This is a genomic window from Streptacidiphilus albus JL83 (assembly GCF_000744705.1).
GTDB classification, from domain to species: Bacteria; Actinomycetota; Actinomycetes; order Streptomycetales; family Streptomycetaceae; genus Streptacidiphilus; species Streptacidiphilus albus.
The window spans coordinates 609,883-635,211 of sequence record NZ_JQML01000001.1 but is presented as its reverse complement, the minus strand read 5'-3'; the positions used below and the strand labels follow the sequence as shown (position 1 = coordinate 635,211).

The 25,329-nt window shown below is 70.1% G+C and carries 23 protein-coding genes and 1 pseudogene; 12 read left to right on the top strand and 12 right to left on the bottom strand.

Annotation, left to right across the window (positions count from 1 at the left end; translation table 11 throughout):
* Positions 1 to 189 precede the first annotated feature (189 nt).
* Genes BS75_RS45920 through BS75_RS02940 form a run of 3 tightly spaced genes read left to right on the top strand, consistent with a single transcriptional unit; the run spans position 190 to position 2,809 of the window.
* Complete coding sequence (locus BS75_RS45920) at positions 190 to 366, top strand: hypothetical protein (protein WP_231607660.1); 177 nt, start codon at positions 190 to 192, stop codon at positions 364 to 366.
* 37 nt (positions 367 to 403) lie between these two features.
* Positions 404 to 1,633, top strand: a complete 1,230-nt coding sequence (locus tag BS75_RS02945) for an alpha/beta hydrolase (protein WP_042439871.1) — start codon at positions 404 to 406, stop codon at positions 1,631 to 1,633.
* A gap of 45 nt (positions 1,634 to 1,678) precedes the next feature.
* The gene (locus BS75_RS02940) at positions 1,679 to 2,809 is read left to right on the top strand and encodes an RICIN domain-containing protein (protein ID WP_034087082.1); all 1,131 of its coding nucleotides are present in this window, start codon (positions 1,679 to 1,681) and stop codon (positions 2,807 to 2,809) included.
* 83 nt (positions 2,810 to 2,892) lie between these two features.
* Here the strand turns inward: BS75_RS02940 and BS75_RS02935 are convergent, their stop codons facing one another.
* Positions 2,893 to 3,315, bottom strand: a complete 423-nt coding sequence (locus BS75_RS02935) for a MarR family winged helix-turn-helix transcriptional regulator (RefSeq protein WP_034087081.1) — start codon at positions 3,313 to 3,315, stop codon at positions 2,893 to 2,895.
* Between the two features lie 189 nt (positions 3,316 to 3,504).
* Here BS75_RS02935 and eno point away from each other — a divergent pair, with 189 nt between their 5' ends.
* The 3 genes from eno to BS75_RS51845 all read left to right on the top strand — a co-directional run bounded on the left by eno (position 3,505) and on the right by BS75_RS51845 (position 7,705).
* Positions 3,505 to 4,812, top strand: coding sequence for a phosphopyruvate hydratase (eno, locus tag BS75_RS02930; RefSeq protein ID WP_034087080.1), 1,308 nt, complete (start codon positions 3,505 to 3,507; stop codon positions 4,810 to 4,812).
* 337 nt (positions 4,813 to 5,149) lie between these two features.
* Positions 5,150 to 7,390 (top strand): glycosyltransferase family 39 protein, encoded by a 2,241-nt coding sequence (locus BS75_RS51295; RefSeq protein WP_267970533.1) that lies wholly within the window; start codon positions 5,150 to 5,152, stop codon positions 7,388 to 7,390.
* 39 nt (positions 7,391 to 7,429) lie between these two features.
* A complete protein-coding gene (locus tag BS75_RS51845) occupies positions 7,430 to 7,705 on the top strand; it encodes a CGNR zinc finger domain-containing protein (protein ID WP_081983189.1) in 276 nt (91 codons plus the stop codon).
* 94 nt (positions 7,706 to 7,799) lie between these two features.
* Here BS75_RS51845 and BS75_RS02920 read toward each other — a convergent pair whose 3' ends face one another.
* Positions 7,800 to 9,044 (bottom strand): MFS transporter, encoded by a 1,245-nt coding sequence (locus tag BS75_RS02920; protein WP_034087079.1) that lies wholly within the window; start codon positions 9,042 to 9,044, stop codon positions 7,800 to 7,802.
* Between the two features lie 126 nt (positions 9,045 to 9,170).
* On the opposite strand from BS75_RS02920, the gene BS75_RS02915 reads away from it, so the two are divergent.
* Positions 9,171 to 10,109, top strand: coding sequence for a LysR family transcriptional regulator (locus BS75_RS02915; RefSeq protein WP_331281397.1), 939 nt, complete (start codon positions 9,171 to 9,173; stop codon positions 10,107 to 10,109).
* 61 nt (positions 10,110 to 10,170) lie between these two features.
* On the opposite strand, the gene BS75_RS02910 is transcribed toward BS75_RS02915, so the two are convergent.
* On the bottom strand, positions 10,171 to 10,773 hold the full coding sequence (locus BS75_RS02910; RefSeq protein ID WP_197091887.1) for a TetR/AcrR family transcriptional regulator: 603 nt from the start codon (positions 10,771 to 10,773) through the stop codon (positions 10,171 to 10,173).
* A 79-nt stretch (positions 10,774 to 10,852) separates the two neighbouring features.
* Between BS75_RS02910 and BS75_RS02905 the strand changes: the two genes are divergently transcribed.
* Positions 10,853 to 11,989, top strand: coding sequence for an acyl-CoA dehydrogenase family protein (locus tag BS75_RS02905; protein WP_034087077.1), 1,137 nt, complete (start codon positions 10,853 to 10,855; stop codon positions 11,987 to 11,989).
* 250 nt (positions 11,990 to 12,239) lie between these two features.
* Here the strand turns inward: BS75_RS02905 and BS75_RS51290 are convergent, their stop codons facing one another.
* The 5 genes from BS75_RS51290 to BS75_RS02885 all read right to left on the bottom strand — a co-directional run bounded on the left by BS75_RS51290 (position 12,240) and on the right by BS75_RS02885 (position 17,625).
* Entirely contained in the window at positions 12,240 to 12,365 is a 126-nt protein-coding gene (locus tag BS75_RS51290; protein WP_267970535.1) for a hypothetical protein, read from the bottom strand.
* Positions 12,366 to 12,476: 111 nt separating this feature from the next.
* Positions 12,477 to 15,059, bottom strand: a complete 2,583-nt coding sequence (locus BS75_RS02900; RefSeq protein WP_042439872.1) for a collagenase — start codon at positions 15,057 to 15,059, stop codon at positions 12,477 to 12,479.
* A gap of 186 nt (positions 15,060 to 15,245) precedes the next feature.
* Entirely contained in the window at positions 15,246 to 16,187 is a 942-nt protein-coding gene (locus tag BS75_RS02895) for a LysR family transcriptional regulator (protein ID WP_034087076.1), read from the bottom strand.
* 204 nt (positions 16,188 to 16,391) lie between these two features.
* Positions 16,392 to 16,835: a hypothetical protein gene (locus tag BS75_RS02890; protein ID WP_042439873.1), complete on the bottom strand. Its 444-nt coding sequence runs from the start codon at positions 16,833 to 16,835 to the stop codon at positions 16,392 to 16,394.
* 427 nt (positions 16,836 to 17,262) lie between these two features.
* A complete protein-coding gene (locus BS75_RS02885) occupies positions 17,263 to 17,625 on the bottom strand; it encodes a hypothetical protein (protein ID WP_082014055.1) in 363 nt (120 codons plus the stop codon).
* A 143-nt stretch (positions 17,626 to 17,768) separates the two neighbouring features.
* Between BS75_RS02885 and BS75_RS02880 the strand changes: the two genes are divergently transcribed.
* On the top strand, positions 17,769 to 19,169 hold the full coding sequence (locus BS75_RS02880; RefSeq protein ID WP_034086771.1) for an IS1380 family transposase: 1,401 nt from the start codon (positions 17,769 to 17,771) through the stop codon (positions 19,167 to 19,169).
* Between the two features lie 414 nt (positions 19,170 to 19,583).
* Here BS75_RS02880 and BS75_RS02875 read toward each other — a convergent pair whose 3' ends face one another.
* A complete protein-coding gene (locus BS75_RS02875; protein ID WP_152646283.1) occupies positions 19,584 to 19,955 on the bottom strand; it encodes a hypothetical protein in 372 nt (123 codons plus the stop codon).
* Positions 19,956 to 20,781: 826 nt separating this feature from the next.
* Here BS75_RS02875 and BS75_RS02870 point away from each other — a divergent pair.
* Positions 20,782 to 21,588 carry a polysaccharide lyase family 7 protein gene (locus BS75_RS02870; RefSeq protein WP_034087075.1) on the top strand — a complete coding sequence of 269 codons (807 nt, stop codon included), beginning with the start codon at positions 20,782 to 20,784 and terminating at the stop codon, positions 21,586 to 21,588.
* Positions 21,589 to 22,124: 536 nt separating this feature from the next.
* Here BS75_RS02870 and BS75_RS02865 read toward each other — a convergent pair.
* Positions 22,125 to 22,667 (bottom strand): annotated as a pseudogene (locus BS75_RS02865) (alpha/beta hydrolase); the annotation flags it as partial.
* Between the two features lie 386 nt (positions 22,668 to 23,053).
* Positions 23,054 to 23,353, bottom strand: a complete 300-nt coding sequence (locus BS75_RS02860; protein WP_034087074.1) for a hypothetical protein — start codon at positions 23,351 to 23,353, stop codon at positions 23,054 to 23,056.
* 895 nt (positions 23,354 to 24,248) lie between these two features.
* Between BS75_RS02860 and BS75_RS02855 the strand changes: the two genes are divergently transcribed.
* Complete coding sequence (locus BS75_RS02855) at positions 24,249 to 24,590, top strand: VOC family protein (RefSeq protein WP_034087073.1); 342 nt, start codon at positions 24,249 to 24,251, stop codon at positions 24,588 to 24,590.
* A 138-nt stretch (positions 24,591 to 24,728) separates the two neighbouring features.
* A complete protein-coding gene (locus BS75_RS02845) occupies positions 24,729 to 25,064 on the top strand; it encodes a hypothetical protein (protein WP_152646281.1) in 336 nt (111 codons plus the stop codon).
* 57 nt (positions 25,065 to 25,121) lie between these two features.
* Here BS75_RS02845 and BS75_RS51285 read toward each other — a convergent pair whose 3' ends face one another.
* Positions 25,122 to 25,256, bottom strand: a complete 135-nt coding sequence (locus BS75_RS51285) for a hypothetical protein (protein ID WP_269330708.1) — start codon at positions 25,254 to 25,256, stop codon at positions 25,122 to 25,124.
* Positions 25,257 to 25,329 lie beyond the last annotated feature (73 nt).

Below are 25,329 nucleotides of genomic sequence, written 5' to 3'. Positions count from 1 at the left end.
TTATCAAATGCTCGGCCACTGTATCCAAGCTCGGTCGGCCATATATGGCCGGTTCCCGGCACCCTTCTGACCTGGGCCGATGGCCGGTGCGGACGGCACGATGACGGACATGTCGAACGCGAGAGGCAGGAATGCATGGCGGCGAGCCGTAGGTACCGGTGCGGCGAGTGCGCATATCGGCCGCGTGGTGTGTCAGCAGCCGAGGGTGCCGAACGGCTCGCCGAGCACTACGCCGCGTGTCATCCCGGCGTTCCCGGTCTCGGCGGCGCGGGGTTCCGCCGAGCACGTCGCCGCGAGGTCATCGGTTGCCTGCTGATCATGGCGACCCTGCTCCTGCTCCTCTTCATCGCCGCCGCGTCCCACTAGCGGACACCTCCCACCGACCAAGGACTGAGGACTCACGATGAAACCAACGCTGACCGCCTGGCGCTCCCGAGCGAAAGCGGTCGTAGCCACCGTCGGAATGATCGCCGCGATGGCGATCGCCGCACCGGCCGCCCACGCGGACGCGTCGGACCCGTCCGGCCCGCCGACGCTGACCAACGGCTTCGGGCTGACTCAGGTCAACGACCCGTCGCTGCAGAACAATCCGTACATACCGGCCGCCACCGCCACCGACTTCACCGTCACCGTGACGACGCCCGACGTCGCCAACGACACCGGCACGGTCGGACACCACATCCGGATCGTCCTGCCCTCCGGCTACTACAGCGACCCGACCGCGCACTATCCGGTCCTGTACCTGCTGAACGGCTCCCCGGGCGACCCCTGCGACTACTTCGCGCCCGCCTACTTCCCGAAGCTCAACGCGCTGGCGCACGACTCGGGGATGATCATCGTCATGCCGGACGGCGGCGCGCGCGGCTGGTACTCCAACTGGGCGAACCAGACCACCGCGGCCGGCGCCCAGGACTGGGCGAGCTTCGAGGTCGACCAGGTGGTCCCCTTCATCGACGCCAACCTGCGCACCCTCCCGGACAAGGCCGACCGCGCCATCGCCGGCATCTCCATGGGCGGCTTCGGCGCCCTGCACCTGGCCCAGGACTACCCGGGCACCTTCAGCCAGGTGGCGAGCCTCTCCGGCGACGTCGACATGGGCGAGGACGCCATGGACCTGCGCCTGGCCGTCGTCGCCTCGCTCACCGACGCGACCGGGGTCATCGACGACGCGAGCGCCGCCAGCGGCTCGAACCCCGCCGGCAGCACCTACTGGAGCGCCTGTCGCGCGCCGGGCGACGCCTACACACCGGCGGTCACCAGCGACGCGATCTTCGGCTCGCCGTACCCCATCTCCTGGACCCCGCCGTACAACGACTCCCTCTGGAACGCGGCCGACCCGGTCGAGAACGCTGCCGCTCTCGCCGGAACGAACGTCTCCATCTACACCGGCAACGGCGGCGGCAATCCCACCAGTGCGGAGTTCTGGCTGGAGAGCGCGGCCCAGCACCTCGACTCCGCCCTGGTCGCGGCCGGCAACACGCCGTACTTCGAGGACTACGGCAACGGTTCCACCTGGGGCTGCGACGGCGGTCATGACGCCGGGTGCTGGGACCAGGACCTGGCCAACCTGCTGCCGCGGCTGCAGCAGGCCTTCGCCAAGAGCGACGGCACGGGACAGGCCACCAAGGCCTGACGCAGAGCGGCAGTTCGCACCATCCGTACCGAAAGGAACGCACTCATGGCAACCACCACTGCGAGTCCCGCGGTGTTCTTCAGGAGGATCCTGGTCGCGATCGTGGCCGCGTGCTGCATCGCGGTCGGGTTCACCGCCGGTCCCGCCGTCGCGGCCACGCCGTCCGGCGGCATCACCGCCCTCAGCGGAGTGGGCATCACCTCGGTCAGCAACGGCTACAGCCTGGACGACCAGAACGGCACCACGTCGGCCGGCTCCATCATCGTCACCAATCCGACGCCCGGCTACGACGAGTCGTGGACCGTCGGCACCCTGGCCACCGACGGATCCTTCCCCCTCGTCAACGACGGCACCGGGCTGTGCATCGACGCCGGCCTGCCGCTGCGTCAGCAGTCCTGTGACGGGCGCTCGACCGAGAGCTGGTACTTCCAGCCGGTCAGCGGATCGTCGACGGCCTTCATGATCCGCCAGGAGGGCACGGACAACTGCCTGGACCTGCTGCTGGGCGCCTGGTACCCCGACGCCTGGACCGACAGCTACGGCTGCAACGGCAGCGCGGCCCAGCAGTGGACGCTTCCCGCCAGTGCCGACCAGGCGGCGACGAGCCTGGCCCTCGACCATGCCGCCTCCGTCTGCGTGAGCACCGCGTCGACCTGCTCGTGGACCACCGGAAGCCAGAGCCCGGCCGCTCCACTGCCGCTGCAGTGCGTCTCGCCGGTCTGGTACAACAACACCTCGGCGCCGGTGACCTACGCCTTCCAGCTCAACAACACCACCGGCTGGTCGGACACCATCGGCGGCACCCTGGGCACGGAGTTCGACGACACCAACGCCTCACAGGTCGGGGTCAGCGGCGGCGCCGCTCCCGCGCCCAGCTTCCAGAACACCCTCACCCTCGAAGGCAAGATCACCACCTCTGTCTCCGGCTCTTTCACCAACAGCGTCAGCCAGACGCTGGGCAACACGGTGACCATGCCGATCCCGGTCGGCCAGTACGGATGGGTCGCGCTGTCGGAACTGGCGACCCAGGTCACCGGCAACTGGACCTTCGACGTCGGCGGCTTCCCGTGGACCGCTCCCGACACGGTCACCGTGCCGCTCACCACCGACACCGCCGGCGGCACCAGCATCTACGTCGCCGAGACCAACCTGAGCTTCGGGTCCTGCACCGGCTGATCCCGGTACGCGTTCGGAGCACCTGAGATCCGACGACCGACAGCGGCGCCGCAGCCGATCGACACGGCTGCGGCGCCGCTGTCTCAGCGGGTGGCGAGCCGCTCCAGCAGGGTTGCGGTCCGTGCCAGCAATGCCCGCTCCTCGTCCGTGAGTTCGGCCTCGATGGCCTGCGCGAGCCAACCGGCCCTGCGGCCGCGCTCCGCTTCGAGCGCGTCCCGGCCCGCGTCCGACAACTCGACCAGCGACTTGCGGCCGTCGGTGGGATGCGCCCGCCGGGTGATCAGGTTCTGCTCCATGAGCAGCCCCACCGCCCGGGCCATCGACTGGGGGCGCACGCGCTGATCGGCCGCGAGGTCGCTGGTGGTCATGGCGCCGCTGCGGTCGAGCGCGCCGAGTACGGCGGCCTGGCCCAGCGGAATGCTGTCCTCGTCCTTGACGCGTCGGGTGAGCCTGCCCATCGCGGTGCGCAGTTCGGCGGCGATGACGGCGGCTTCCGGAGTGGGCATAGGGCACTTTACCCCGTTGGCCAGCATTGCTGTGCACTTGACCTGCACAGCAGAACTGAGCAGCAGAACTGTACAGCAGAACTGCACAGCAGAACTGAGCAGCATTGCTGTATTGTCTGGCGTTGTCGGGCCCAGCGCCAGCGTCGTCGCAGCCGGGGCCGCGGCATACGACAGCAGGAAGGAACTCCCATGCCCGTCAAGGCAGCCGGAACCGTCATCAGTGCCATCGAATCCGTCACCGCCCGCCGGATCATCGACAGCCGGGGCAACCCCACAGTCGAGGTCGACGTGGTCCTGGCAGACGGGTCCCTGGGGCGCGCGGCGGTCCCCTCCGGCGCCTCCACCGGTGCCCGGGAGGCCGTGGAACTGCGCGACGGGGACCCCGCGCGCTGGCACGGCAAGGGCGTCGACCGGGCGGTGGCCCACGTCAACGGGGAGATCGCGGCGTCCGTGCGCGGCCGGGACGCGGTGGACCAGGCGGGCCTCGACGCCGTGCTGGTCGCCCTCGACGGCACCGCCGCCAAGTCCCGGCTCGGTGCCAACGCGATCCTCGGCGTCTCCCTCGCCGCCGCCAAGGCCGCTGCGGCGGCCCACCGTCAGCCCCTCTACCGCTACCTCGGCGGCGCCGACGCCCGCCTCCTGCCGCTGCCGATGATGAACATCATCAACGGCGGCGCCCACGCCGACAACCCGCTGGACTTCCAGGAGTTCATGATCGCGCCGGTGGGCGCGGACAGCTTCGCCGACGCCGTCCGCATGGGCAGCGAGGTCTTCCACACCCTGCGCCGCGATCTGCTGGCCGCCGGGCACTCCACCGGCGTCGGCGACGAGGGCGGCTTCGCGCCCGCGCTGCGTACTGCGGAGGAGGCGCTCGACTTCGTGATGAACGCCGTCGAGCGCACCGGCTACCGCCCCGGCACGGACATCGGCCTGATCATGGACCCGGCGTCGTCGGAGTTCTTCCGCGACGGGGTGTACGACTACGCGGGCGAGGGGGTGCGCCGTACTCCCTCCGAGAACGTCGACTACCTCGCCGGGCTGATCGACGCCTACCCGATCGTCTCCATCGAGGACCCGATGGCGGAGAACGACCCGGACGGCTGGCGCGAGCTGACCGCCCGGGTGGGCGACCGCTGCCAGCTCACCGGCGACGACGTGTTCTGCACCAACGAGACGCTGCTGCGAGAGGGCATCCGCACCGGTGTCGGCAACTCGGTCCTGGTCAAGGTTAACCAGATCGGGACCCTGACCGAGGCGCTGGCCGCAGTGGCCACGGCCCACCGGGCGGGATGGACGGCCGTCATGTCGCACCGCTCGGGCGAGACGGAGGACACCACCATCGCGGATCTGGCGGTGGCGACCGGCTGCGGTCAGATCAAGACCGGCTCGCTCTCCCGTTCCGACCGCACTGCAAAGTACAACCAGCTCATCCGGATCGAAGAGGAGCTGGGCGACTCGGCACGCTATGCCGGTCGTGCCGCACTGCGTCGGGGGTGAGCGGCTGATCACGATACATCCCTTATGTCAGGACAAAGGTGACTTATCGTTCTGTGTGTGCTTGTGGCAGTCCCGTGGAGAGCCCGTGGCCAATGTAAAACCTGGAAGAACAGGAGGTCCGAGTTGTCTGAGAAAGTATCTGTTGTTCCCTGAGAATTAGGCGGATTCGGCCGATCTGGGGCCTGTCGCGCCGCCCGGGTCGCTAAGGCTTGTACCCATGGCTACGACAGCACCTCCTGCGGCATCGGCACCCCCGACCGCCACCCCTGCCGGGACCCGCCGGGCACCGTGGCGTTCTCCGGCGGACCAACCTGGATACGCCCGGCCTGTCCTGCTGGTGATCGCGGCGGCCGCCGCAGCGCTCTTCACCTGGGGGATCGGCCAGAGCCAGTACCACTCCTTCTACTCCGACGCCGTCCGCAGCATGTCGATGAGCTGGAAGGCGTTCCTCTTCGGCTCCTTCGACCCCGCCAACAGCATCACCCTGGACAAGATCCCCGGCTTCCTGTGGCCGCAGGCGCTCTCCGCGAGACTCTTCGGCTTCCACGCCTGGGCGCTGACGCTGCCGCAGGTGATCGAGGGCGTGCTCAGCGTCCTGGTGCTCTACCGGGTGGTGCGCCGCTGGGCCGGCGCCAATGCGGCACTGATCGCGGCGGCGGCCTTCACCGCCACCCCGGTCGTGGCCGGGCTGTTCCGCAGCGCGGTCGAGGACGCGGCGTTCACGCTGCTGCTCCTGCTGGCGGCGGACGCGACCCAGCGGGCCGCGCAGAACGCGCGGCTGCGCCCGCTGGTGATGGCCGGTGTCTGGGTCGGGCTGGCCTTCCAGACCAAGATGCTGGAGGCGTGGGCGGTGCTGCCCGCGCTGGGCCTGGTCTACCTGGTCTCCGCGCCCACCGCGCTGCGCCGCCGACTGATCCACCTCACGGTCGCCGGAGCGGTCGCGGTGGCGGTCTCCGCCTCCTGGATGCTGGTGGTCACCCTCACCCCGGCCAAGGACCGGCCGTACGTCGACGGCACCACCAACAACTCGGCCTTCAGCATGGTCGTGGGCTACAACTTCCTGAACCGCTTCTCCTCGCTCGGGATCAGCGCGGCCGACACCGGCAGCGTGACGACGACCACCGGGGGCGGCGCCGCGCACGGCGGCGGCCACAGCGGCGGCCACAGCGGCGGTTTCGGAGACCACAGCGGGGGTTACGGCGCAGCCTCCGGCACCGGCACCGGCACCGGCACCGGCACCGGCACCGGCACCGGCACCGGCACCGGCACCGGAGCGGGCGCGGGCGCGGGCGGTGCCTTCGGCGGGCGCGGCTCCGGTGGGGGCGGTGGCTGGGCCGGTGGTCATGCCACAGGCGCCAGGGGCGGTGCCGGCGGCGGCATGAGCGGCCAGAACGGCTGGGGCAAGATGTTCGGCTCCACCCTTGCCTCGCAGGTCGGCTGGCTCTATCCGATCGCCGCCATCGCCGCCGTCCTCGGCCTGATCTGGCGGCGGCGCCGACCCCGCACCGATCCGGTGCGGGCCGGCTACCTGCTCTGGAGTGTCTGGCTGGCCATGTACTTCCTGGTCTTCAGCGCGGGCAGCGTCGCCGGTCACACCTACTACATGGGCGTGGTCGCGGTCCCGCTCGCCGCGCTGACGGGAGCCGGGGTCACCCAGTTCTGGCGGGCCTTCCGCGCCGGCGGACGCCGTGCCTGGGCGCTGCCCGCAGCCGTCGCCGCGACGGCCGGCTGGGGCGCGGTGATCGCCTGGGACTACCCGACCTTCCTGTCCTGGCTGGGCCCGGTGGTGCTGGGCCTCGGCGTGGTCGCCCTGGTGCTGCTGGCGCTGAGCCGACCGGGCGGACGCGCCACCGGACGTCGGGTGGCGCTGGCGGGGCTGGTCGCCGGGCTCGCGGCGATGCTGATCGCACCTGCCGCATGGGCCTCGTCCGCCTTCGAGTCGCAGTACGGGCACAACGCCATGGGCACGGTGGGTCCGGCCTCCAGCCTCGGCGGCGGCCGGGGTGCCACTGCGGTCGCGGGGGCCGCGCATCGAGTCGGCGGGAGCGCGGGCGGCGCAGCCGGGTTCGGCGGCGCGGGCGGCGCCGGGATGGGCGCCGGGATGGGCGCCATGTTCGGTGGCGGCGGATCGACGCTGACGGCTCAGCAGAAGGCCCTGCTCAGCTACACCGAGACACACCGTGACGGCGCGAAGTACGTCTTCGCGACCACCAGTTGGAGCACGGCCTCGCCGTACATCATGGCGGAGGGCGCGGACGTGCTGCCGATGGGCGGCTTCACCGGCGAGGTGCCGTCGCCCACCCTGGCCCAGGTCCAGCGGGACGTCGCCGCCGGCCAGTTGCACTACGTGCTGCTCAGCGGCAGCACCGGTGGCAGGACCGCCGGCTCCTCCGGGTTCGGCGGCTTCGCCGGCTTCGGCGGCGCGGGCGGCTCGTCCGCCCCGTCGGCCAAGGTCACCGACTGGGTCCGCTCCGCCTGCACCGCCGTTCCGGCCTCCGCCTACAGCGCGGGCACCGGCACGACGGCCGGTGCGGCAGCAGGCGCGCAGCAGCTCTACCAGTGCGGTGCCACCGGCTGATCCCCGCCGCAGTCCCCGAGGGCGGCCCATCGATCACGCATCGGCGGGCCGCCCACGCTGGGCGGAGCGGACCCGCCGCAGGACGTCGAACTGGCGAACACCGTCCAGGACGACCCGGAGGCCGGTGCTGCCGTCCTCCAGGCGCTGCTGCAGCGCCATGGCGGCCCGCTCTGCGCCTGGGGCCGCTGCGCCGCTGCGGACTGCGACCACTTCTTCGTCGACACCGGCCGCCGCAGCCCGCAGCGCTTCTGCACCCCACGCTGCGCCACCCGCGTCCGCGTCGCCGCCCACCGGGCCCACCACGCCACCGGCTGACCGCCCGCCTGGATATTTGTCTACTTGTCTACCGGTGGAGGGCGGACTCATCCATCGGCGGAGGACCGACGGTGACCGCGACCGCCCTGGCGGCTCACGCCCGGTTCAGGGCCGGTTCCGGCTCGGGCGCGGCTGCCCGGTCGCGGCGGGGGAGCAGCACCGGGGTGGCCAGGATGAGCAGGCCGGCGATCGCGATCGCGGTCCGGGGGCCGGTGAGGCCGGCCAGCAGGCCCCACAGGGCGGTCATCGCCGCCGTGCCGGCCTTGGTGGTGACCGACCACGCGGACAGGGCGCGGGTGATCCGGTCGGCCGGGAGCTGGTTGAGCCGGTAGGCGGCGAGCACCGGGTTGAACACGCTGCAGCAGGCGATGAGCCCGAGCTCGACGGCCATGACCAGCACCAGCCCGGCGGCGCCGGGGCCGACGAAGGCCAGCCCGAGCGACCAGCAGCCGCGCAGGCCTCCGCTGGTGAACAGCACCTTCTGCCGTCCGTACCGGGTGACGAGGCGAGGGGCCAGCCGTGAGCCGATCAGACCGCCGACGCAGGGGACCGCGAAGGCGAGGCCGTACTGCCAGGGGGCGAAGCCGAGGCGGCCGAGCATCAGGACGGCGAGCAGGGGCGCGGTCGCCATGATCAGGCCGTTGACCAGGATCACGTTGAAGAACAGCGGGCGCAGCGAGGAGTGGGACAGGATGTACCGCCACCCTTCGAACAGGTCGCCGGCCCGCAGCCGTGGCCTGTCGGAACGCTCGGGCTGCGGCTCGCTGCCGCCGATCGCGCGGATGCCGAGCGCCGAGAACAGGTAGCTGACCGCGTCGGCCGTCACCGTGACCACCGGGCCGAAGACCCCGACCGCGATGCCGCCGAGCGGCGGCCCGACCATCGCGGCGCTCCAGGTGGTGGACTCGAACCGGCCGCTCGCGACGAGCATGTCCTCCGGGCGCACCAGCGATTTGAGGCACGCGCCACTGGCTGCGGTGAAGGTGATGTCGGCGGCGGCGACGAGGACCGATACCACCAGGAGTTGGGCGAAGCTGAGCCGGCCGAGGACGAACGCCGCCGGGACGCTCATCAGTGCCACGAACCGGACCAGGTCCATGGCGACCATCACCGGCCGCTTCCGGCGGAACTCCACCCAGGGCCCGAGCGGCACCGCCACCACCGCGCCCACCGCCAGCCCGGCGGCCGACAGCACCGACACCTCGATCGCCCCGGCATGCAGTACCAGGATCGCGACCAGTGAGAACGCGTCGAAGGCGAGCCAGGTGCCGTACGAGCTGACCGCGTACGCCGTCCAGAGCCAGCCGAACTGCCGCCCCAACGACCGTCGACCCATCATGTCGCCTGCCCCGCCCTCTCGCCCTGCACCACCGCACGCCGACCGACGACAGCAAAGCAAGGACCTGACCGGCGGAGCAAACAACCGCCGCGCCGAGAAAATACAACCACTGGTTGTGTGACTAGGATGGGCGACGTGGATCTCGATGCCGTGGGCACCTTCGTCGCCGTTGCCGAGGGCGGTCAGTTCCAGGCCGCCGCCGACGATCTGGGGGTGACCCAGCAGGCCGTCTCGAAGCGGGTGGCCACCCTGGAGCGGGAGCTCGGCGTGCGCCTGTTCACCCGGACCGCCAGGGGCGTCCGGCTCACCATCGACGGGCAGGCGCTGCTGCCGCACGCCCGCGAACTCCTCCGCGCCGCCGAACGCGCCAGGGCTGCCGTGACTCCGGGACGCAGAGCCCTGCGGATCGACGTCGTCAGCCGCAGGATCGCGCCCTCCAACCTGCTCCACGCCTTCTACCAGCAACGCCCGGAGATCGAGCTCGACGTCGTCACCCTGACCTACGCCGAGGCGGAGTCGGCGCTGGCCGAGGTCGCCGCCGGCACCATCGACGCCACCTTTCGGTCGCTCCGGGACACGGCCCGGGAGGTCCCGAGCGGGCTTCGGGCGGCGCGGGTCATCGACGACCGGCACGAGGTGCTGGTCGGATCGCAGCACCCGTTGGCCAACGCCAAGTCCGTGTCGCCGGCCGAGCTCGCCGACCACCCCATCTGGATGCCCGGCATGCCCGCGGAGCCGCTCGGCTACTACCGCGACCTGGCCGAGGCGTTCGGACTCACCATCGACACGATCGGGCCGAGCTTCGGCGCCGAGGCGCTGCTCGAGGAGATCGCCGGCTCGGCCCGGCTCGCCACCTTCGTCGGCGAGGGCTCGCGCTACCTGTGGCCGGAGCGCTACGACCTCCGCCGGATCCCCGTCGTCGACCCGACCCCGGTCTACCCGCTCTCCGTGGTCTGGCGGGCGGACAACCCGCACCCCGTCCTCGCCGACTTCCTCGACTTCCTCCGGGCCGGGTACCGGGCGACGGCCGGCGACGACGTCTGGGTCCCCGACTGGGCGCGCTGAGCCGACCCGGCGCGCGGCCCCGGTCCCCGACGCGGGACCAGGGAGGCGCGCGGCCCCGGTCTCAGTGGGCCAGGCCGTGCAGCAGCAGCTCGGCGAGGTGCTCGTAGGCCTCGGCGTCGGCCAGGCCGGTGGTCGCCGCCACCTGGCGCTGCTGGATCCGCACCATCACCGAGGTGATGACGTCCGCCGCGAAGGCGACGTGCACCTTGCGGAAGCCGCCCGCCGCCACGCCCTCGTTGATCAGCTGCTGCACCCGGTCCGCCGCCGCACGGGTGTTCCGTTCGTAGACCTCGGCCGCCGGTTCGAAGGCGGCCACGTCGTCGAAGAACTGCGGTGACACCGGTGCGAGCTCCGCGGCGACCGCCCGGAGATAGGCGGCCAGCCGCGCGGTCGGCTCGGTCTCGGCCGTCAGCGCGGCCTCGACCCGGGTGGTCGCGCGCCGGAAGAAGTGCACCACGGCTGCCCGGACGAGCTGCTCCTTGCTGCCGGCGAGCCCGTACAGGGTGCGCTTGGAGCAGTGCAGCCGCGCGGCGAGATCGTCCATGGTCAGCTGGGCGAAGCCGTCGTCCACCAGGAGGGCCACCAGCTCCTCGAACAGTTCGGACCGGCGGGCTGCGCCACGCCCCGTCATCTTCGGGCTGTCGGGAGCTGGGGTAGCGATCACTCGCCCATTATTGCCCTTGCCTCTCTGCGCTACCCTATGCGGTACTGGAGTACCTGACTTAGTACCGTTTGGAGCCGTCATGGCCGTCGACCGCCTGCTGCCCACCCAGGAGGCAGAGGACCTGATAGCGCTGACCCGCGACCTCGCCGACCGGGAGCTCGGCTCCCGGGTCGAGCAGCACGAGGAGGCCGAGTCGTACCCCGAGGGCCTGTTCGCCATCCTCGGCAAGGCCGACCTGCTGGGGCTGGCGTACCCGGAGGAGTTCGGCGGCGGGGGCCAGCCGTACGAGGTCTACCTGCAGGTGCTGGAGGAGATCGCGGCCCGCTGGGCAGCCGTCGCCGTGGCCACCAGCGTCCACACCATGGCCTGCTACCCGCTGTACGCCTTCGGCACGGAGGAGCAGCAGTCGCGCTGGCTGCCGGACATGCTGGCCGGCCGGATGGTCGGCGGGTACAGCCTGTCCGAACCGCAGGCCGGCTCCGACGCGGCCGCGCTGTCCTGCAAGGCGGAGCGGGTGGACGCCGGTTACCGGATCACCGGGAACAAGGCGTGGATCACCCACGGCGGCAAGGCCGACTTCTACAGCCTCTTCGCCCGGACCGGGCCCGGCAGCCGCGGCGTCTCCTGCTTCTACGCTCCCGGCGCCACCGAAGGCCTGTCCTTCGGCAAGCCCGAGCGGAAGATGGGGCTGCGGGCCGTGCCCACCACCTCCGCCGCCTGGGACGGCGCGGTGCTCGACGCCGACCGGCTGATCGGCGAGGAGGGCCAGGGACTCCAGATCGCCTTCAGCGCCCTGGACAGCGGCCGGCTCGGGATCGCCGCCTGCGCCACCGGGCTCGCCCAGGCCGCTCTCGACGCGGCCGTCGAGTACGCCAACGAGCGGACGACCTTCGGCCGCAAGCTCGTCGACCACCAGGGCCTGGGCTTCCTGCTCGCCGACATGGCCGCGGCGGTGGGCTCCGCCCGCGCGACCTACCTCGACGCGGCCCGCCGCCGGGACGCGGGCCGGCCCTTCGGCCAGCAGGCCAGCATCGCCAAGCTGGTGGCCACGGACGCCGCGATGAAGGTCACCACCGACGCCGTCCAGGTACTCGGCGGCTACGGCTACACCACCGACTTCCCGGTGGAGCGCTACATGCGCGAGGCGAAGATCATGCAGATCTTCGAGGGCACCAACCAGATACAGCGCCTGGTCATCTCACGCGGCCTCAAGTAGGGGAACTGCCCTGCAGGTCACACCGTGTACGACCCGTGCGTCTGAGCCGGTCACGAGGGGCGTCACCCACGGCCCTTTTTGCTGCTGTCGACGTTCGTGGCCAACGACAGCATCGGCAACCTTGAGGAAGAGCGGACCCAGGGCACCCCATCCTGCCCCACGGACGAGGCTGACCGAGGGCATCTCGGGATCGGCTTCACGCTGTTCCCGATGAGCGCGCCAGGCAGGTCACGGATCGGCCGGTCGGATCTCACAACTGGGCGGCGATCCGCCCGGTCGCCGTCTCCCAGTCCGCCCGGATCGCGTCCAGGTCACTGAGGAGCTTCGGGGCGTCGGGGCTCATCGCGGTCAGGCCGGGCAGCTTCACGGGCAACACCTGCAGATCGTGGCGAGGTCCGCCCTGCGGGTGTGACACGGCTCCGGCCACGGTCCGGGTCTGGGGTGGTGACCTGGACCGTGGCCGGGATTCCGCGCCCTGCCGGGAGTGTCAGTACTGCGTGGTCACTGTCACTCCGCTGAAGGCGGTGTGGGCATACAGGCTGATGTAGCGGTAGCCGGCCGTGGTGTTGGTGACCGTGATGCTCTGCACGTTGCCGCTCTTGGTGGAGGCAGCCGTGTGGGTGGTGCTGGTGGCCCAGACGGTCGGGTCGTAGTAGAGGTAGGCGTTGCCGGTGCCGCCGGTCGTGGTGATGCGCAGGGTCGAGGTGCCGGCCGGGAGGTAGAGGTACAGGTAGTCGAGATTGCCGACGGTCTCGGACTGGCCGGTGCGGGAGCAGTTCTGGCCCATCACCTGGGTGTCGGGGTCGGTGCACGGTGTGGTGCTGCTGCCGGTCACGGTGACGGACTGGCTGGTGCTGGAGGTCTGACCATTACTGTCGGTGACGGTCAGGCTGACGGTGTAGGTGCCGGGGGAGGTGTAGGTCTTGCTGGGGTCGGCCGCGGTGGAGGTGGTGCCGTCGCCGAAGTTCCAGGCCCGGGCGGTGATGCTGCCGCTGCCGGATTCGGTGGACTGGTCGGTGAGTTGGACCGTCAGACCGGAGACGGTCGCGCTGAAGGCGGCCGTCGGCGTCCCGGTCGGCGTGCCGGTGGCGTTGCAGGCGCCGGCGGCGCAGGCGTCGAGCCAGGTGTTGAAGTCGGCGTCGTAGGCGGTGCCGATCGAGTTGTAGACCGCGTAGCCGCCGGTGTAGTTGCCGACCCGGAAGTCGGCGAGCATGGCCGCGATCACCGACGGGTGCTTCTCGAACATGTAGCGCACGGCGAGGTAGCCCCAGGGGTAGGTGCGGGTCTCGTCGCTGTTGTCGTAGGTGTTCTGGAAGATGGTGCTCAGGGCGTAGGTGTGGTTCGCCGCCTCGGTGACCGCCTCGGTGTCGGTGACGTTGCGATAGCTGTAGGAGACGTACTCTGCCAGTCCCTCGATCCACCAGACGTCGGGGACGGTGGTCTCCGCGGTGAAGTCGCCCAGCATGTCGTAGCGGCCGTCGAGGGCGTGGGTGTACTCGTGGTTGAGGTTCCAGATCCGAGCGGTGAAGCCGTTGTCCGTGGGCTCCTGGTACGTCAGCGACATCGGCTGGTTACTGGGGTCGGTCGGGTCACCGGTGAGGGTGATGCCGCCGTTGTCGGTGTCCACGCCGTAGATCGCTCCGGCGTAGGTCTCGTAGTCGGCTGAGCTGGCGAACACGACCATCTGGTCGCTGGACTCGTACTGGCCGGGTATCGGGCCGTTGTCCTTCACCAGGCTGTGGAAGTACGGGTCCTGGCCCTGCAGGCTGGCGCAGACCGCGCTGAGGTCGGCCGGGGTGAGCGCCTCGGCGAGGATGGAGTGGGTGGCGTCGCAGGTGTAGCTGACCGGCAGGGCGGCCTTGGTGAGTTGGGTGACCAGGTCGCAGACGCCGTAGTAGGAGCAGTCGGCCTGGTCGTCGCTGTCCGCCAGGTTGGCCACGCCCACCCACAGCGGGGCGGTCGGGCCGGTGATGGAGGAGGCCTGCAGCAGGCCCAGCATCAGCGGGCGCACCATGGCCTGCAGGGCGGGGTGCTCCACGAAGCGGGCCAACTCCGTTCCGGCGTTGGAGTCCAGGAACGAGTTGTCGGTGCCCAGCAGGGCGACGTGGTTCAGCGCGAAGTCGTCCAGGGTGGTGATGATGCTCGGGTCGGCGGTGACCGCGTTGACGAAGTCGTCGTTCTGGTGGCCGCGGAAGAGCGGGGTGAAGACGTCGTTGACGAAGTTCACCATGTAGTAGGAGGAGTCGTAGGAGCTCTGGTAGCCGTTCAGGATCTGCTGGTAGAGGTTGAGGTAGCGGGCCTGCAGGTTGGCGCTGTCGGTGAGGATGACCACGTCGCCTGCGATCTCGCCGTTGGCGTCGGTGACGTCGGTGAAGTGCGGGCTCCCGGTGAAGGCGTCGATGCCGCTCTCGACGGCGGTGGTCAGGGTGGCGTCGTAACTGCCGACGTCGGTGGGGTCGTTGTACTGGATGTAGTAGCCGGCGCGCAGGAACAGCACCAACTGCCAGATGCCGGTGGAGTCGTCGCCGGTGTAGCCGGCGGACATGCTGGTGAAGGCGTTGGCGACGGTGACCATCTGGGCTTCGCGGAAGACGCTGTTGGCGTCGGCGTTGTCCAGGCTGAAGAGGGTGTTGACGCAGTCGGTGGTGGACGCCTCGACGAAGGAGACGAGGGCGGAGCCGCTGCGGCTGCCGAAGTCGGCCGGGGTGCAGGAGGCAGCGGCCGGGCTGATGGCGTGTCCGCTTGACCGGTGTGCGGGGGAGTCGGGGTGGACGCCGTAGTTCCGTGCGGGGGTGGTCGGCGCGGGTGGGCTGTGCGGGGAGAGTTGGGCGGCGGGGAGCGGGTGCGCCTGCAGCGCGGCCTGGGTGCCGGCGCCGAATCCGGCGCCGGTGGGTGGCAGCGAGCGCAGGGGGGTCGGGGCGGAGGTGTGCACGCCGTCCACGGTGGTGGCGGCGCGGGCCTGGGGTGAGGGGGCCGCGATGGCGGGCGTGGCGACCAGGGCCGCGAGTGCGGCGCCTGCGGCAACGGCGGACAGGAACCTGGGCAGGGACCCGGACCTGGTTCTGGGCATGGGGGAGCGCTGACGCATCCCTACTCCTTCATGGACGGATGCGCCTCGGAGTGGTGCTGAGGCGTGAGAGGCACCGTCTCACCGCGCCATGACAAGAGCAATGAGGTGTGACATAGCATATTGGATTTGGCTGCCATAGCATCAGATCCCGTTCCCCCCGTGCGGCTTGGCGCCTCCCGAGGGTCCTCAGGTCTGCGTCGCCCAGGCGGCGAAGTGCGGGGCGTGGGAGATGAGGTCGCGGTAGGACGCGGTCGCCGAACTGAACAGCGTCTCCGCGAGCTCCCCGGTCAGGCTCTCGCGCCGCCAGACGAGCAGGTAGCGGCACCAGAGCGGAGTGCCGACCAGTGCCTTCACCAGCACCCCGTGGATCGGCCGGAGGGTCGCCTGCACGACCGAGACCCCGAGGCCGTCCGCGATCATGCTCTGCAACAGCAGTCGGTCGCCCAGGAATTCATGGACCGCCGCAGGCGTGAAGCCTGCCTCCTGGCAGGCCGTGTAGAAGACCCCCGGCCAGCCGGCACCGTCATCGGGGGTCATGAACCAGGCGTCGTCCGCCAGGTCGGCGAGCGTGACCTCGGGGCGGTGCCGGAGCCGGTGGTTCAACGGCAGCGCGACGAACGACGGCTCGGTGACGATGCAGCGGTGCACCACGCCGGCCGGGTGCCGGAGCTCCAGCCCGGGATAGTCAGCGGCTATCGCGACGTCCAACTCGCCCTGCTCCAGCAGTTCCACGATGTCCGAGGTCGCGTAGACGCTGCTCACCTTGAGCGCAAGATCCGGCATCCGGGTCCGGAGCCGGGCGACCATCCCGGGCAGCACCGGAGAGTTGGTCGAGGCCAGGCGCAGGATCCGGCACGGGTCGGCGGCCTCCTCGGCGGGACGCCGCCCGATCGCGTCGACGCGGGCCAGCACGTCTCGTGCCTGCACGAGAACCCCGACGCCGTACCGCGTCGGCTCGACTCCACGGGTGTGGCGCTCGAACAGTGGCTCGCCGAAGTGCTGCTCGATCCGCCGAAGTTGAGTGCTCATCGTCGGCTGCGAGTAGCCCAGCAGGGCCGCTCCCTGGCTGACGCTCCCGGTGTCGGCGATGGCGCAGAGAACCCGCAGATGTCGAAGCTCCAGGTCCATCCGTGCACCTCTCGCATTCCCGCGCTGCCCGAACGGCGCATTGCATGATAGCCGGGACGGGTCGGGATGCCGGGATGCCGGTTCAGCGGGTGACAGTGGTGGTCTCGGATCGGTGGGTCGGGCGGCGAACACGGGGAGACCGTCGACCTGGAAGCCGGGAGTCGCAGTAACGGGGCTGGAGCCCCGCTCCAGCCCCTGGTCCTGCTAGGCGCAGCCGTTCAAATCCGGGATCATGAAGCAGGCCGACGCCCAGGGCGTCCACGAGCCGCTGTCGGACCTCTGACGGTCCCAGGCGATGTTGTTGTCAGTGCCGGTCGCTACGATGGCGAAGTGGTCGGGGTCGTTGTCCCCGAAGGTGTAGATGGAGATGTGGCTCTCGACCACGCCACCCATGGACACCCATCCGTTCCAGTTGCCGTTGGTGTCGTCCCAGTTGGTCCACACTGCGTTGTCGGTCCCGACGATGAACTCCTCCTTCGTCCCGTTCCCGAGAGTCGTGGTCGTGACGCCGTCCGCGCAGAGGTAGGTTCCCCCCTGGAGCTGGCAGTAGGTGCTGCTTGCCTGGGCCGGTGCCACAGCAACGCCGATGCCCGCTATCGCAGTGACGAGAACTGCGGCCCCGCTCATGGCTGCCTTGATCCTGCGCATGTCTGTGCTCCCGTTCGTGTGGTTACCAGCACAAGCCCTGCTGGGCGTCGGCCGGGATCCCGCACGGCGAAGGCGCGTGCGATCACGACTCGATACACGTCTCGGCAGTACCTGTTGGTTCAAATGGGAGCGGATCGGCCCAGGCCGCGAGATTGTGGTGCGAATCCACGACGGAGAGCCCACCGCCGACACCTCAACCCTGGAAGACCCTCATGCTCACTCGCGCCCAGCGCCGAGCCATGTGCCGCGACGGACGAGGACGGCAAGGAAGTCGCACGTCAAGGTCAAGGTCAAGGTCAAGGTCGCGACCGAGGTGCCCGGGTGACGGCGAAGTCGCTGAGCCGAGCAGCCTGGAACGCAGAGCAGCCCCGTCCTGTCGCCATGGGGCAGCAGGACGGGGATGGCGAGCCACCGCAATTGCGGCAGGTCAGGTGCCGCTCGCCCACAGCGCCGGCCCGAAGCACGGGTTCGGGGCGGAGTAAGGCGTCTCTTGGCCGGCGTAGACGACCAAGTTGCCGTCGGTCTGGAAGCAGGCGAAGTCGGAGTCTTGATAGGCCGGGTAGGTGGCAGTCGCCCACAGGGCACGACCGAAGTTGTCACCCACCGTCTGATACAGGACAAGGTTGCCATCGGACTGCATCACGAGGACCGACCCGACCCCGTTGATCGGACCGGTGTAGGACTTGCTGGCCCAGGCTGCATTGCCGGCCGCGGTGTAAATCACCAGATTTCCGTCGGACTGCACCGCGAGCTCGTAATTTCCCGCACAAATTGCCGCTACCACGGTCACGCCGCCTGCTGTGGAGCCTGAGCCCGAATCCACCGATGAATGACCTGTCCGGGGCCTGGACATAACGACGCGGATGCTCTCTGACCTGGGACGATGGGACTTCCTACAGAACCAAGTCGCCAGATCGAGAGAACATCCGCGAGATGCAATCCTGCCATGCCGCCACAGCGGTTTCCGCCGTCTTCGATGAGCCGAACCTGATCGCCGACGCCGGGCTGCTGTCGCTGGTCCGGCTGGCCGAGCGGGCCGGCCTGCGGCAGCTGGCCGCGTCCGTGCTCCGCATCGAGGGCGCCGACAACAGCGGCGGCGCCAACCCGGCAGCCAAGGTGATGTCGCTGCTCGCCGCGATGTGCGCGGGCGCGGACAGCATCGACGACTCGGCGCGGCTGCGGCACGGCGCGATGGACCGCGCCTTCACCTCGGTCCGCGCGCCCTCCACATTGGGTACTTTCCTGCGCTCCTTCACCCACGGCCACAACCGTCAACTCCACCGCGTGCACCGCGACTTCCTGGCCGCACTGGCCCGCAGCACCCCGCTGCTGCCCGGCGCCGGCACGCTGCTGTTCATCGACATCGACCCGACCCACCGCCGCGTGTACGGCCACGCCAAGCAGGGCGCCGAGGTCGGCCGCCTCAAGGGCCAGCGCACCCTGCACCCAGTCCTGGCCACCTTCTCCACCCCGATCGCCCGGCCCGTAATCGGCGCGGTCCGCCTGCGCCGCGGCAAGGCCGCCGACGTTCGCGGAGCCGAAAGCTTCGTGGGCGAGGCCCTGGCCATCGCGAAGGAGGCAGGCGCGAACGGGATACGCCTGATGCGCGCGGACAGCAAGTTCTACACCGCCGACGTGGTCGCGGCCTGCCGCCGGGCCGGTGCCCGGTTCTCCCTGACCACCGGCATGAACTCCTCCATCGCCAGGGCGATCGGCCGCATCCCCCAAGACGCGTGGACGGTGATCCGCTACCCCGACGCCTTCGTCGACCCGGACACCGGCGAGATGGTCTCCGACGCCGAGGTCGCCGAGATCCCCTACACCGCCTTCACCGGCCGAAGGAAGTCCGAGCAGGTCACCGCCCGGCTGATCGTGCGCCGAGTCCGCCGCCTGAACGCCGAAGCCGCCCAGGGCCAGGGCGAGTTGTTCACCGCTTGGCGTTACCACCCCGTCTTCACCGACAGCCCCTTCGCGCTACTGCAGGCCGAACTGCACCACCGGCAGCACGCCGTGGTGGAACAGGCCATCGCGGACGGGAAGTCCGGGCCGCTGGCCCACCTGCCGTCCGGGAACTTCCAGGCCAACGCCGCATGGCTGACCCTGTGGGCGATGTCGCACAACCTGCTGCGGGCAGCCGGCGCGCTGACCTCGCTCTTCCACGCCAAGGCCACCACCGCCACCCTGCGCGCCCACCTGGTGAATGTCCCAGCCCGGCTCGCGCGCACCGCCCGCACGAAGCTGACAGTTCACCTGCCCGAGCACTGGCCCTGGCGCGATGCCTTCACCGGCCTGTTCGAGGCCGTCCACTCGCCACCACCGCGCCCGGTGGCCTGACCGCCACCCGATCCCGCACCGCGACGGCCTGACGGCCACCGGCGACACCGCCACCAACCGGCCACCACACCGCACAACCCCTTGGACAGGCCGCGACCCGCGCACGGCGGCTGCCGCACACCCTCAAACCCGTGCCCTCAGCGGCCGACTGTCCACGGGCAGGAGAGCAACCCCGAAATGATCAGCCGGTGGATTCGGGCTGAGCTGTACCCCCCACTGTTCGGCGCGATCAGTACATCCCCGTTTTGGGTGTTCGAAGTGTATTCGCACCCATGGGGGAAACTGTCCGAGCCGGGCACGCCGGGTCGCGTCCGAGCGAGCACTGACAGCCCATAATCCAAGCAATGGCCGAATAGCGCCAGGGTGCGAAGAGGGCGGAGCGCGTAGCGCCCCTGGGAGTCCCCTCTTCCGCGTCTACCCCAGCTTGGCCGCGACTGCCGGCTGCGGCATCGACGTGGACGACACCGGCGCCGTCACCTGAGTCCGCACGAACGCAGACACGACCGCCGAAGCCAGCGACATCACCATCGCCTGCTGATCAGCCGACCAGTGCAGCCCGAACCCGACACCCAAGGCGATGACTGCCTGGACCAGGCCCAGGATCGCGCCCGACACACCATCATGCGTCGACACCGCCACCAGCACGCCAGCCGCAGCCACGACCACGGCGTTCACCACCGACTGCTGATCCGGCGACAGGTGAAGCGCCATCGCGCACAGCGACTTGATCGCGATCTCCACCAGCGCCAACCACAGCACCGGCTCCCGGCCGAGCATCTTCCCCACGACCACTCCCTCCGCCAGACACCCGAGACCTACGGTCTGCCCCCTGGCGGCAGGGGCATGCCGGCCGGCGCACGAGGCCGTGGAAATGGCAGCCGGGAGCGCCGTCCAGCCTGCCGGCGTCCGGGCCCAGGAACTTCACGCATCTCTGCAGCCTTGGGGACCCACCCCCGCAGGGCCTCGGGGTGAACGTCGAGCTGGTCGGCGATGCGCTTGATCGCGCCCACCTGGCCGACCGGGTCCTTGCGGGCCTCGACCGCCAGACGCGTCGCATGTTCACGCTGTTCGTCGGGGTACTCACGGGGAGCAGCCACGATCGGATCCTTCCGGGTCTTCGATGTCTCCATCAAACCCGGGGTGATTCGGATCGCCCCCTCGCCACGTGCGGCGGCTGTGATCTTGGGCCGGGGAGTGTCCGGTTCACGGAACGGGGAGCATGGGAGCCGGCGGGGGTAGCGGGCTTGTCGGGCCAGCTGGGTGCCCGGCAGTGGGCCGATCGTGCCCGCGAAGAGCTGCGGGCCGCCCCGGGTGTCGAGCCCGGCACAGGGCCCGACGCCCTGGAGCTCGCTGTCTTCCGGCCGAGTCGAAGTCACCGTCCACGACGCGCTGAGCAGGCCGGGGAGCAAGTACGCGATCGACGTCGGCTCGAAGGCCGCAAAACCGAGCTGCCCCGCGCGCCGACCGCCGCGCCACACCGTGTCACGTGCTCAAATGGCAACGGCTCCACCCCGAGGGCGGTCCGGCGCCGCCGCTTGCCCGCCCGGCACGGAGAGATCCCGTCACCACCCGGTATTCCCGCACAGTCACCCCCACAGTTCGAGGACCCCCAATGAAGCGTCGTACCAAGCTCCTCGCGGCAGCCACGGGCACAGCCCTCGCGGGCACGATCGGCCTGCTCGGCACCGCCGGCGCGCAGGCCTCCGCCGCCGGGGCCGTCACCAGCAACCTCAAGACCTCGGTCGCGCCGGGCGGCAACTTCAACTTGTCCGTCTGGGAGCTGCAGGAGCCAGTGGGCTCCCCGGGCTCCCCGATCACCATCTCCTCCTCGAAGCTGCAGGGTGCGAACGGGTTCCAGGACTCGTACTTCTACACCGACAAGTCCGATGGTGCGATGACGTTCTGGGCGCCGGAGAAGGGTGTGACCACAACGAACTCCGACCATGCGCGCTCCGAGCTGCGTGAGATGAACGCCAACGGCAGCGCGGCGGACTGGTCACTCGGCGGCACGAACAAGCTGAATGCGACGTTGCGCGTGGTGTCGGTGACCGACCATGTCACGGTCGGTCAGATCCACCTCGGCACGGGCGGGTCCTCGACCAAGCCCCTGCTGGAGCTCTACTACTACGCCGACGGTGACATCACGGTCGGCATCGAGAACTCGCCCTCGGGGGGCCAGACCCCGCACACCGTGGGCCATGTGGCGGTCGGCACGAGGTGGACCTACATGATCGGGGAGTCGGGAGCCCACACCCTCAACCTGACGATCAACGGAACCACCACCCACTACACCATCCCCTCGTCCTTCAACCCGTACAAGGTCTACTTCAAGGCCGGCTCCTACAACCAGTCGTCCTCCGACAGCACGACCAAGGGCGCTCGGGTCGCCTTCTACGCACTGACCGTCTCACACAGCTGACCGTTCCCCGCTGCGATCAGCTGCCAAGGCGCTCGTTCCCGTCCGGGATCCAGACCGTGTCCTCCCAGGCAGACGCGGTCGGCGATGTTCGGGAACAGGACCGGGGCGGCGAGGACGGCGGACAGGGTGACCAGGACGCCGACGACCGCAGCGGTGAAGGCGTTGGCTCGCGGGCCGTTGACCCGGGAGGGCTCATTTGTCCGTCGCTGCTGGTCACATGGCGGTACTCGCGCTCGCAGACGTGCAGGTACCGATCGGGAAGGAGCCCCGCCCTGCATTGCCGGACCGTGGACATCGCGTGCAGGGCGATGTCTGCGGACCCGCGCGCCGTCGCCCGGCGGGCGTGGTCAGACCGACAGCAGTTGGTCGTAGCCGTACAGCGCGGTCATGTCGAGGGATCTGCGCGGTGTCGGCCACGGACGGCGCTCAAGTGGCAGTCGCGGGCGACCTCCAGCGCGACGGTGAAGCCGGCCCGGTCGGGATCTTCGGGCTGACTCGGTCGGCGCGCAGGTGGGCACGGGCGCACGCTGCCCAGGTCACGCTGCAATCGCGTCCTCACTGGCCAGGAACGGATTCAACAGCATGAGCAGGGTGTGCGGTCGGTGCAGAGGAATGATGTGGCCACAGTCCTTGATGACGTGTCCGGTGAGGTCGTCGGTGACGGGGCGGAGTTGGCGTTCCAGCGCGGCCCCGACAGGGTGTGCGCCCAGCGCCATTGTTGGCACCGTCAGGCGGGCAGTGGTGACGGCCTGCGAGATCTGCAGTGCGCTTTCGGGCAGAGCCCGGTAGTACGAGAATGCGCGGCTCAATGCGTGGCTGCCTGTGTACGTGCGGACAAAGGCGTCCCGGATGGCAGGGGGCAGTCCGTCGCCGAGCGTGCCGGCGTGCAGGAACCAGTCGATGTAGGCGGCCTCGTGGCCTTCCAGCACGGTCTCGGCGAGGCCGGGCGCGGCGGTGTGGAAGCCGAACCACCAGGGCGGCCCGCCGGCAAGGAAGCCCTCGGCGCCGGGCAGCCCGCCCAGCAGGGACTCCATGAGGACCAGGCGTCGGACGAGACCGGGGTGGCGCAGGGCGAAGAGGCCCGGCGAACCCAGTCGGCTGCCGGGTGAGCGCGGTGATCTGCTGGACCCGTCCTGCCCGACCCGCCAGTTGCTCGACCGTATCGGTACCAAGTGGACGGAAGAGCGACGCTGACGGCCACTCGTTGATGGCGGCAACGAGCCTCGCCGAAATCCTGCAAGCCGCCGGGACCGGGCGCGCCCACGTGGCGGGCCACGCCGGTGGCGCGAGCACCGCGCTGCACCTGGCCGACTCGAACCCGGAACTGGTGCGCTCGCTCGGGTTGTTGGAGCCCGCTGCGCCCCCCTCCTACGCCAGCGAGACCCCCGGACCCCGCGAGGGCCGGCGCGCGCCACCACCAACAGATGGAAGCCCACGCCTGTCCCGGGTGTGTCCGCAGGCCGGACTACTCGACCGGGCGCTTGAACGTGAACACGATCTTGATCGGTGCATTGATGTCGAGCATGCCCCTCCGGCTGGGGAAGATCGCCGTCTCCTGGATGGAGTCGCCGACCAGTTCCCAGCCGTCCGCCCCGACCTCGGCCAGCAGCGCCGACCAGTGCACGTCGCTCGCGGATCGCGTCTCCGGTGGCACGTTCCCGGGCCAAGTCAGCAGAAAGTCCTCGCGCCAGTCCTGGCGACCACCGTCCACGTCGACCAGTGCGACCTGGTACCTGACGAGGAGGTACTCCCAGCGCGTCCTCATGGGCCCTCCGGTGGCTCGGTCGATGTTCGCTCAGGGCAAGATCATTGCGCGGGTACGCGGCGCCAGGGGGCGTCCGGGCGAGGCTGAGGCCGATCTGTGACCTCCGGTCGGCGGCCTGGTCCGGCCTCTCCGGGACCGCTGCTCTGACGGTGCAGCCCCTGCAGTGGCAGGGTCACGGGCGTCTACCGTGCGGCCACCCGCGCTGTCACACTGAAAATGCGGCGCCGCCTGGCCCGGACGGGCCTTGGGAGGGGCTGCGAGCGCGTCCGAGGCACCTTCACGACCCGGGGCCGAGCAGTCCCGTCGAACAAGGGGGCAGCGCCATGTTCGGTCTCATGCGGGGCGTTCTCACCGCTGACTCGTCGGCCCCCGTTCCGCCTGTCACCCCAGGCATCGACGGAGGCGGCGGCCCGATGACGCTGTCGAGCTGGTTGATGGTGGCCGGTGCGGCTGTCCTTGTCGCGCTCTACCTCACTGTTGCAGCGCTGGTAGTCCGCCGCCGAAAGCGCAGACGCGCAGGCGGAATTGGATGACCAGGCGTCAGAAAGGCCATTTGCCAGGGAAGCTCGTTGACCACGGCTCGATAAGCGCCCAGGTCAGTACATGCGCTCGGCCACGGGCCCGGAAGCGCGATCGCTGGTGACCCGTCGTGCGGAGCCACTGCATCGTTGTGACGAGCTCCTTGCCGAAGTCCTCGCAGAGCGCGAGCAACCCGCGACCCGTGGACGAGTCGGGCAGCCCTGCGGAACCGGGGAGAAACCCGAGAGCACCGTGGCAGGCGGTCTCGACAGCGAAGTGGCGCGACGCGAAAGAGCCCTCGCCAGTGCTGTAACCGACTACGTTCACCGGGTGAGCGGGGTGTCGGCCTCCCTGGAGCGGGTGAGAGGATGTGCATATGTCGATCACTTCGGTGACATTGCGTCGGCGCGTGGATGACCTCGAAGCGGCCGTGTCCTTCTACGAGCAGCTCACTGGGGAAGCGGCCAACAGGTTTCGGTTTGCTGGCCTGGAGTTGGCCTCTGTCGGCCCTTTCCTGCTGTTCAGCGGGTCGGATGAGACAGCAGGACGGTTCGCGGGAGTGGCTGCGACGCTGTCGGTGCCGGACCTGGGCCAGGCCGTAGCGGGGGCTGTGGCGGCTGGCGCCGCCCTGATTGCGCCTCCTCGACCCACCCCGAACGGACACCGTGCCGTGCTGCGCCATCCGGACGGTGGCGTCTACGAGTACGTCAGCAGCTGAAGGACGTCCGCTTCCGATGCCTCTGCAGGCGCATGGCTTCGTGATCCGCGCGTCTGCACCCTCAGGGGAGGGCCCGCCAGGGCCGCTGCATCCAATTCGAACGCGACTATCGGCGCGCGCCACACCGGCACACTCTGGGTGTGGAACTCCTCCACGGGCGCGATCAACACGGGCCAGAGCGTAGCGACCGGCACCAGCCCGAGCATCGCCGATATGCCGAGCGGCGGCTACGAAGTCGCCTTCCAGTCCGGCAACGGATTGCTGGAGACCTACACCCCCAGTGGCGCGGCGACCAACGAAGAGCCCGTGGCACCCGGCTCCAGCCCGGCCATAACGGCCATACCCGGTGTCGGTTACGAAGTCGCGTGGGAGGGTGCCGGCAACGACATCCTGGACCTCTCCGACGGTCCCAACGAAGCCAGCACCACCATGGAGCCCATGCGGCCCGGCACCAGCCCCGCTCTCACGCAGTAGCCCCATCGCGGAACGAACTCCTCCAACGCGAGGAGTGCCCGCACCTGGTGATCACGGTCAGTGTTCGGTGCTGCCGAGCTGGGGCGTTTCAGCTGGCCGGGTGCGGGGGTTGGTCGTGGCCGGCCGGTCACCGGTCAGGTTGTGGCTGGTGGAGGCCGGCGTCCACCAGTTCTGGTGGCTGCTCAGGACCATCGGGCGCGGTGGGGCGGGTGGGTGTCACGGGTGGTCGGGTAGGGGTTGTCGTCGGGACGGCCTTGCAGGACGC

Coding starts and splice junctions, on each gene's coding strand:
- BS75_RS02945 (WP_042439871.1), top strand. CDS start 404: ATGAAACCAACGCTGACCGCCTGGCGCTCCCGAGCGAAAGCGGTCGTA.
- BS75_RS02940 (WP_034087082.1), top strand. CDS start 1,679: ATGGCAACCACCACTGCGAGTCCCGCGGTGTTCTTCAGGAGGATCCTG.
- BS75_RS02935 (WP_034087081.1), bottom strand. CDS start 3,315: ATGCCCACTCCGGAAGCCGCCGTCATCGCCGCCGAACTGCGCACCGCG.
- eno (WP_034087080.1), top strand. CDS start 3,505: ATGCCCGTCAAGGCAGCCGGAACCGTCATCAGTGCCATCGAATCCGTC.
- BS75_RS02920 (WP_034087079.1), bottom strand. CDS start 9,044: ATGATGGGTCGACGGTCGTTGGGGCGGCAGTTCGGCTGGCTCTGGACG.
- BS75_RS02915 (WP_331281397.1), top strand. CDS start 9,171: ATGGGCGACGTGGATCTCGATGCCGTGGGCACCTTCGTCGCCGTTGCC.
- BS75_RS02905 (WP_034087077.1), top strand. CDS start 10,853: ATGGCCGTCGACCGCCTGCTGCCCACCCAGGAGGCAGAGGACCTGATA.
- BS75_RS02900 (WP_042439872.1), bottom strand. CDS start 15,059: ATGCCCAGAACCAGGTCCGGGTCCCTGCCCAGGTTCCTGTCCGCCGTT.
- BS75_RS02895 (WP_034087076.1), bottom strand. CDS start 16,187: ATGGACCTGGAGCTTCGACATCTGCGGGTTCTCTGCGCCATCGCCGAC.
- BS75_RS02890 (WP_042439873.1), bottom strand. CDS start 16,835: ATGCGCAGGATCAAGGCAGCCATGAGCGGGGCCGCAGTTCTCGTCACT.
- BS75_RS02880 (WP_034086771.1), top strand. CDS start 17,769: ATGCAATCCTGCCATGCCGCCACAGCGGTTTCCGCCGTCTTCGATGAG.
- BS75_RS02870 (WP_034087075.1), top strand. CDS start 20,782: ATGAAGCGTCGTACCAAGCTCCTCGCGGCAGCCACGGGCACAGCCCTC.
- BS75_RS02860 (WP_034087074.1), bottom strand. CDS start 23,353: ATGAGGACGCGCTGGGAGTACCTCCTCGTCAGGTACCAGGTCGCACTG.
- BS75_RS02855 (WP_034087073.1), top strand. CDS start 24,249: ATGTCGATCACTTCGGTGACATTGCGTCGGCGCGTGGATGACCTCGAA.
- BS75_RS51285 (WP_269330708.1), bottom strand. CDS start 25,256: ATGGTCCTGAGCAGCCACCAGAACTGGTGGACGCCGGCCTCCACCAGC.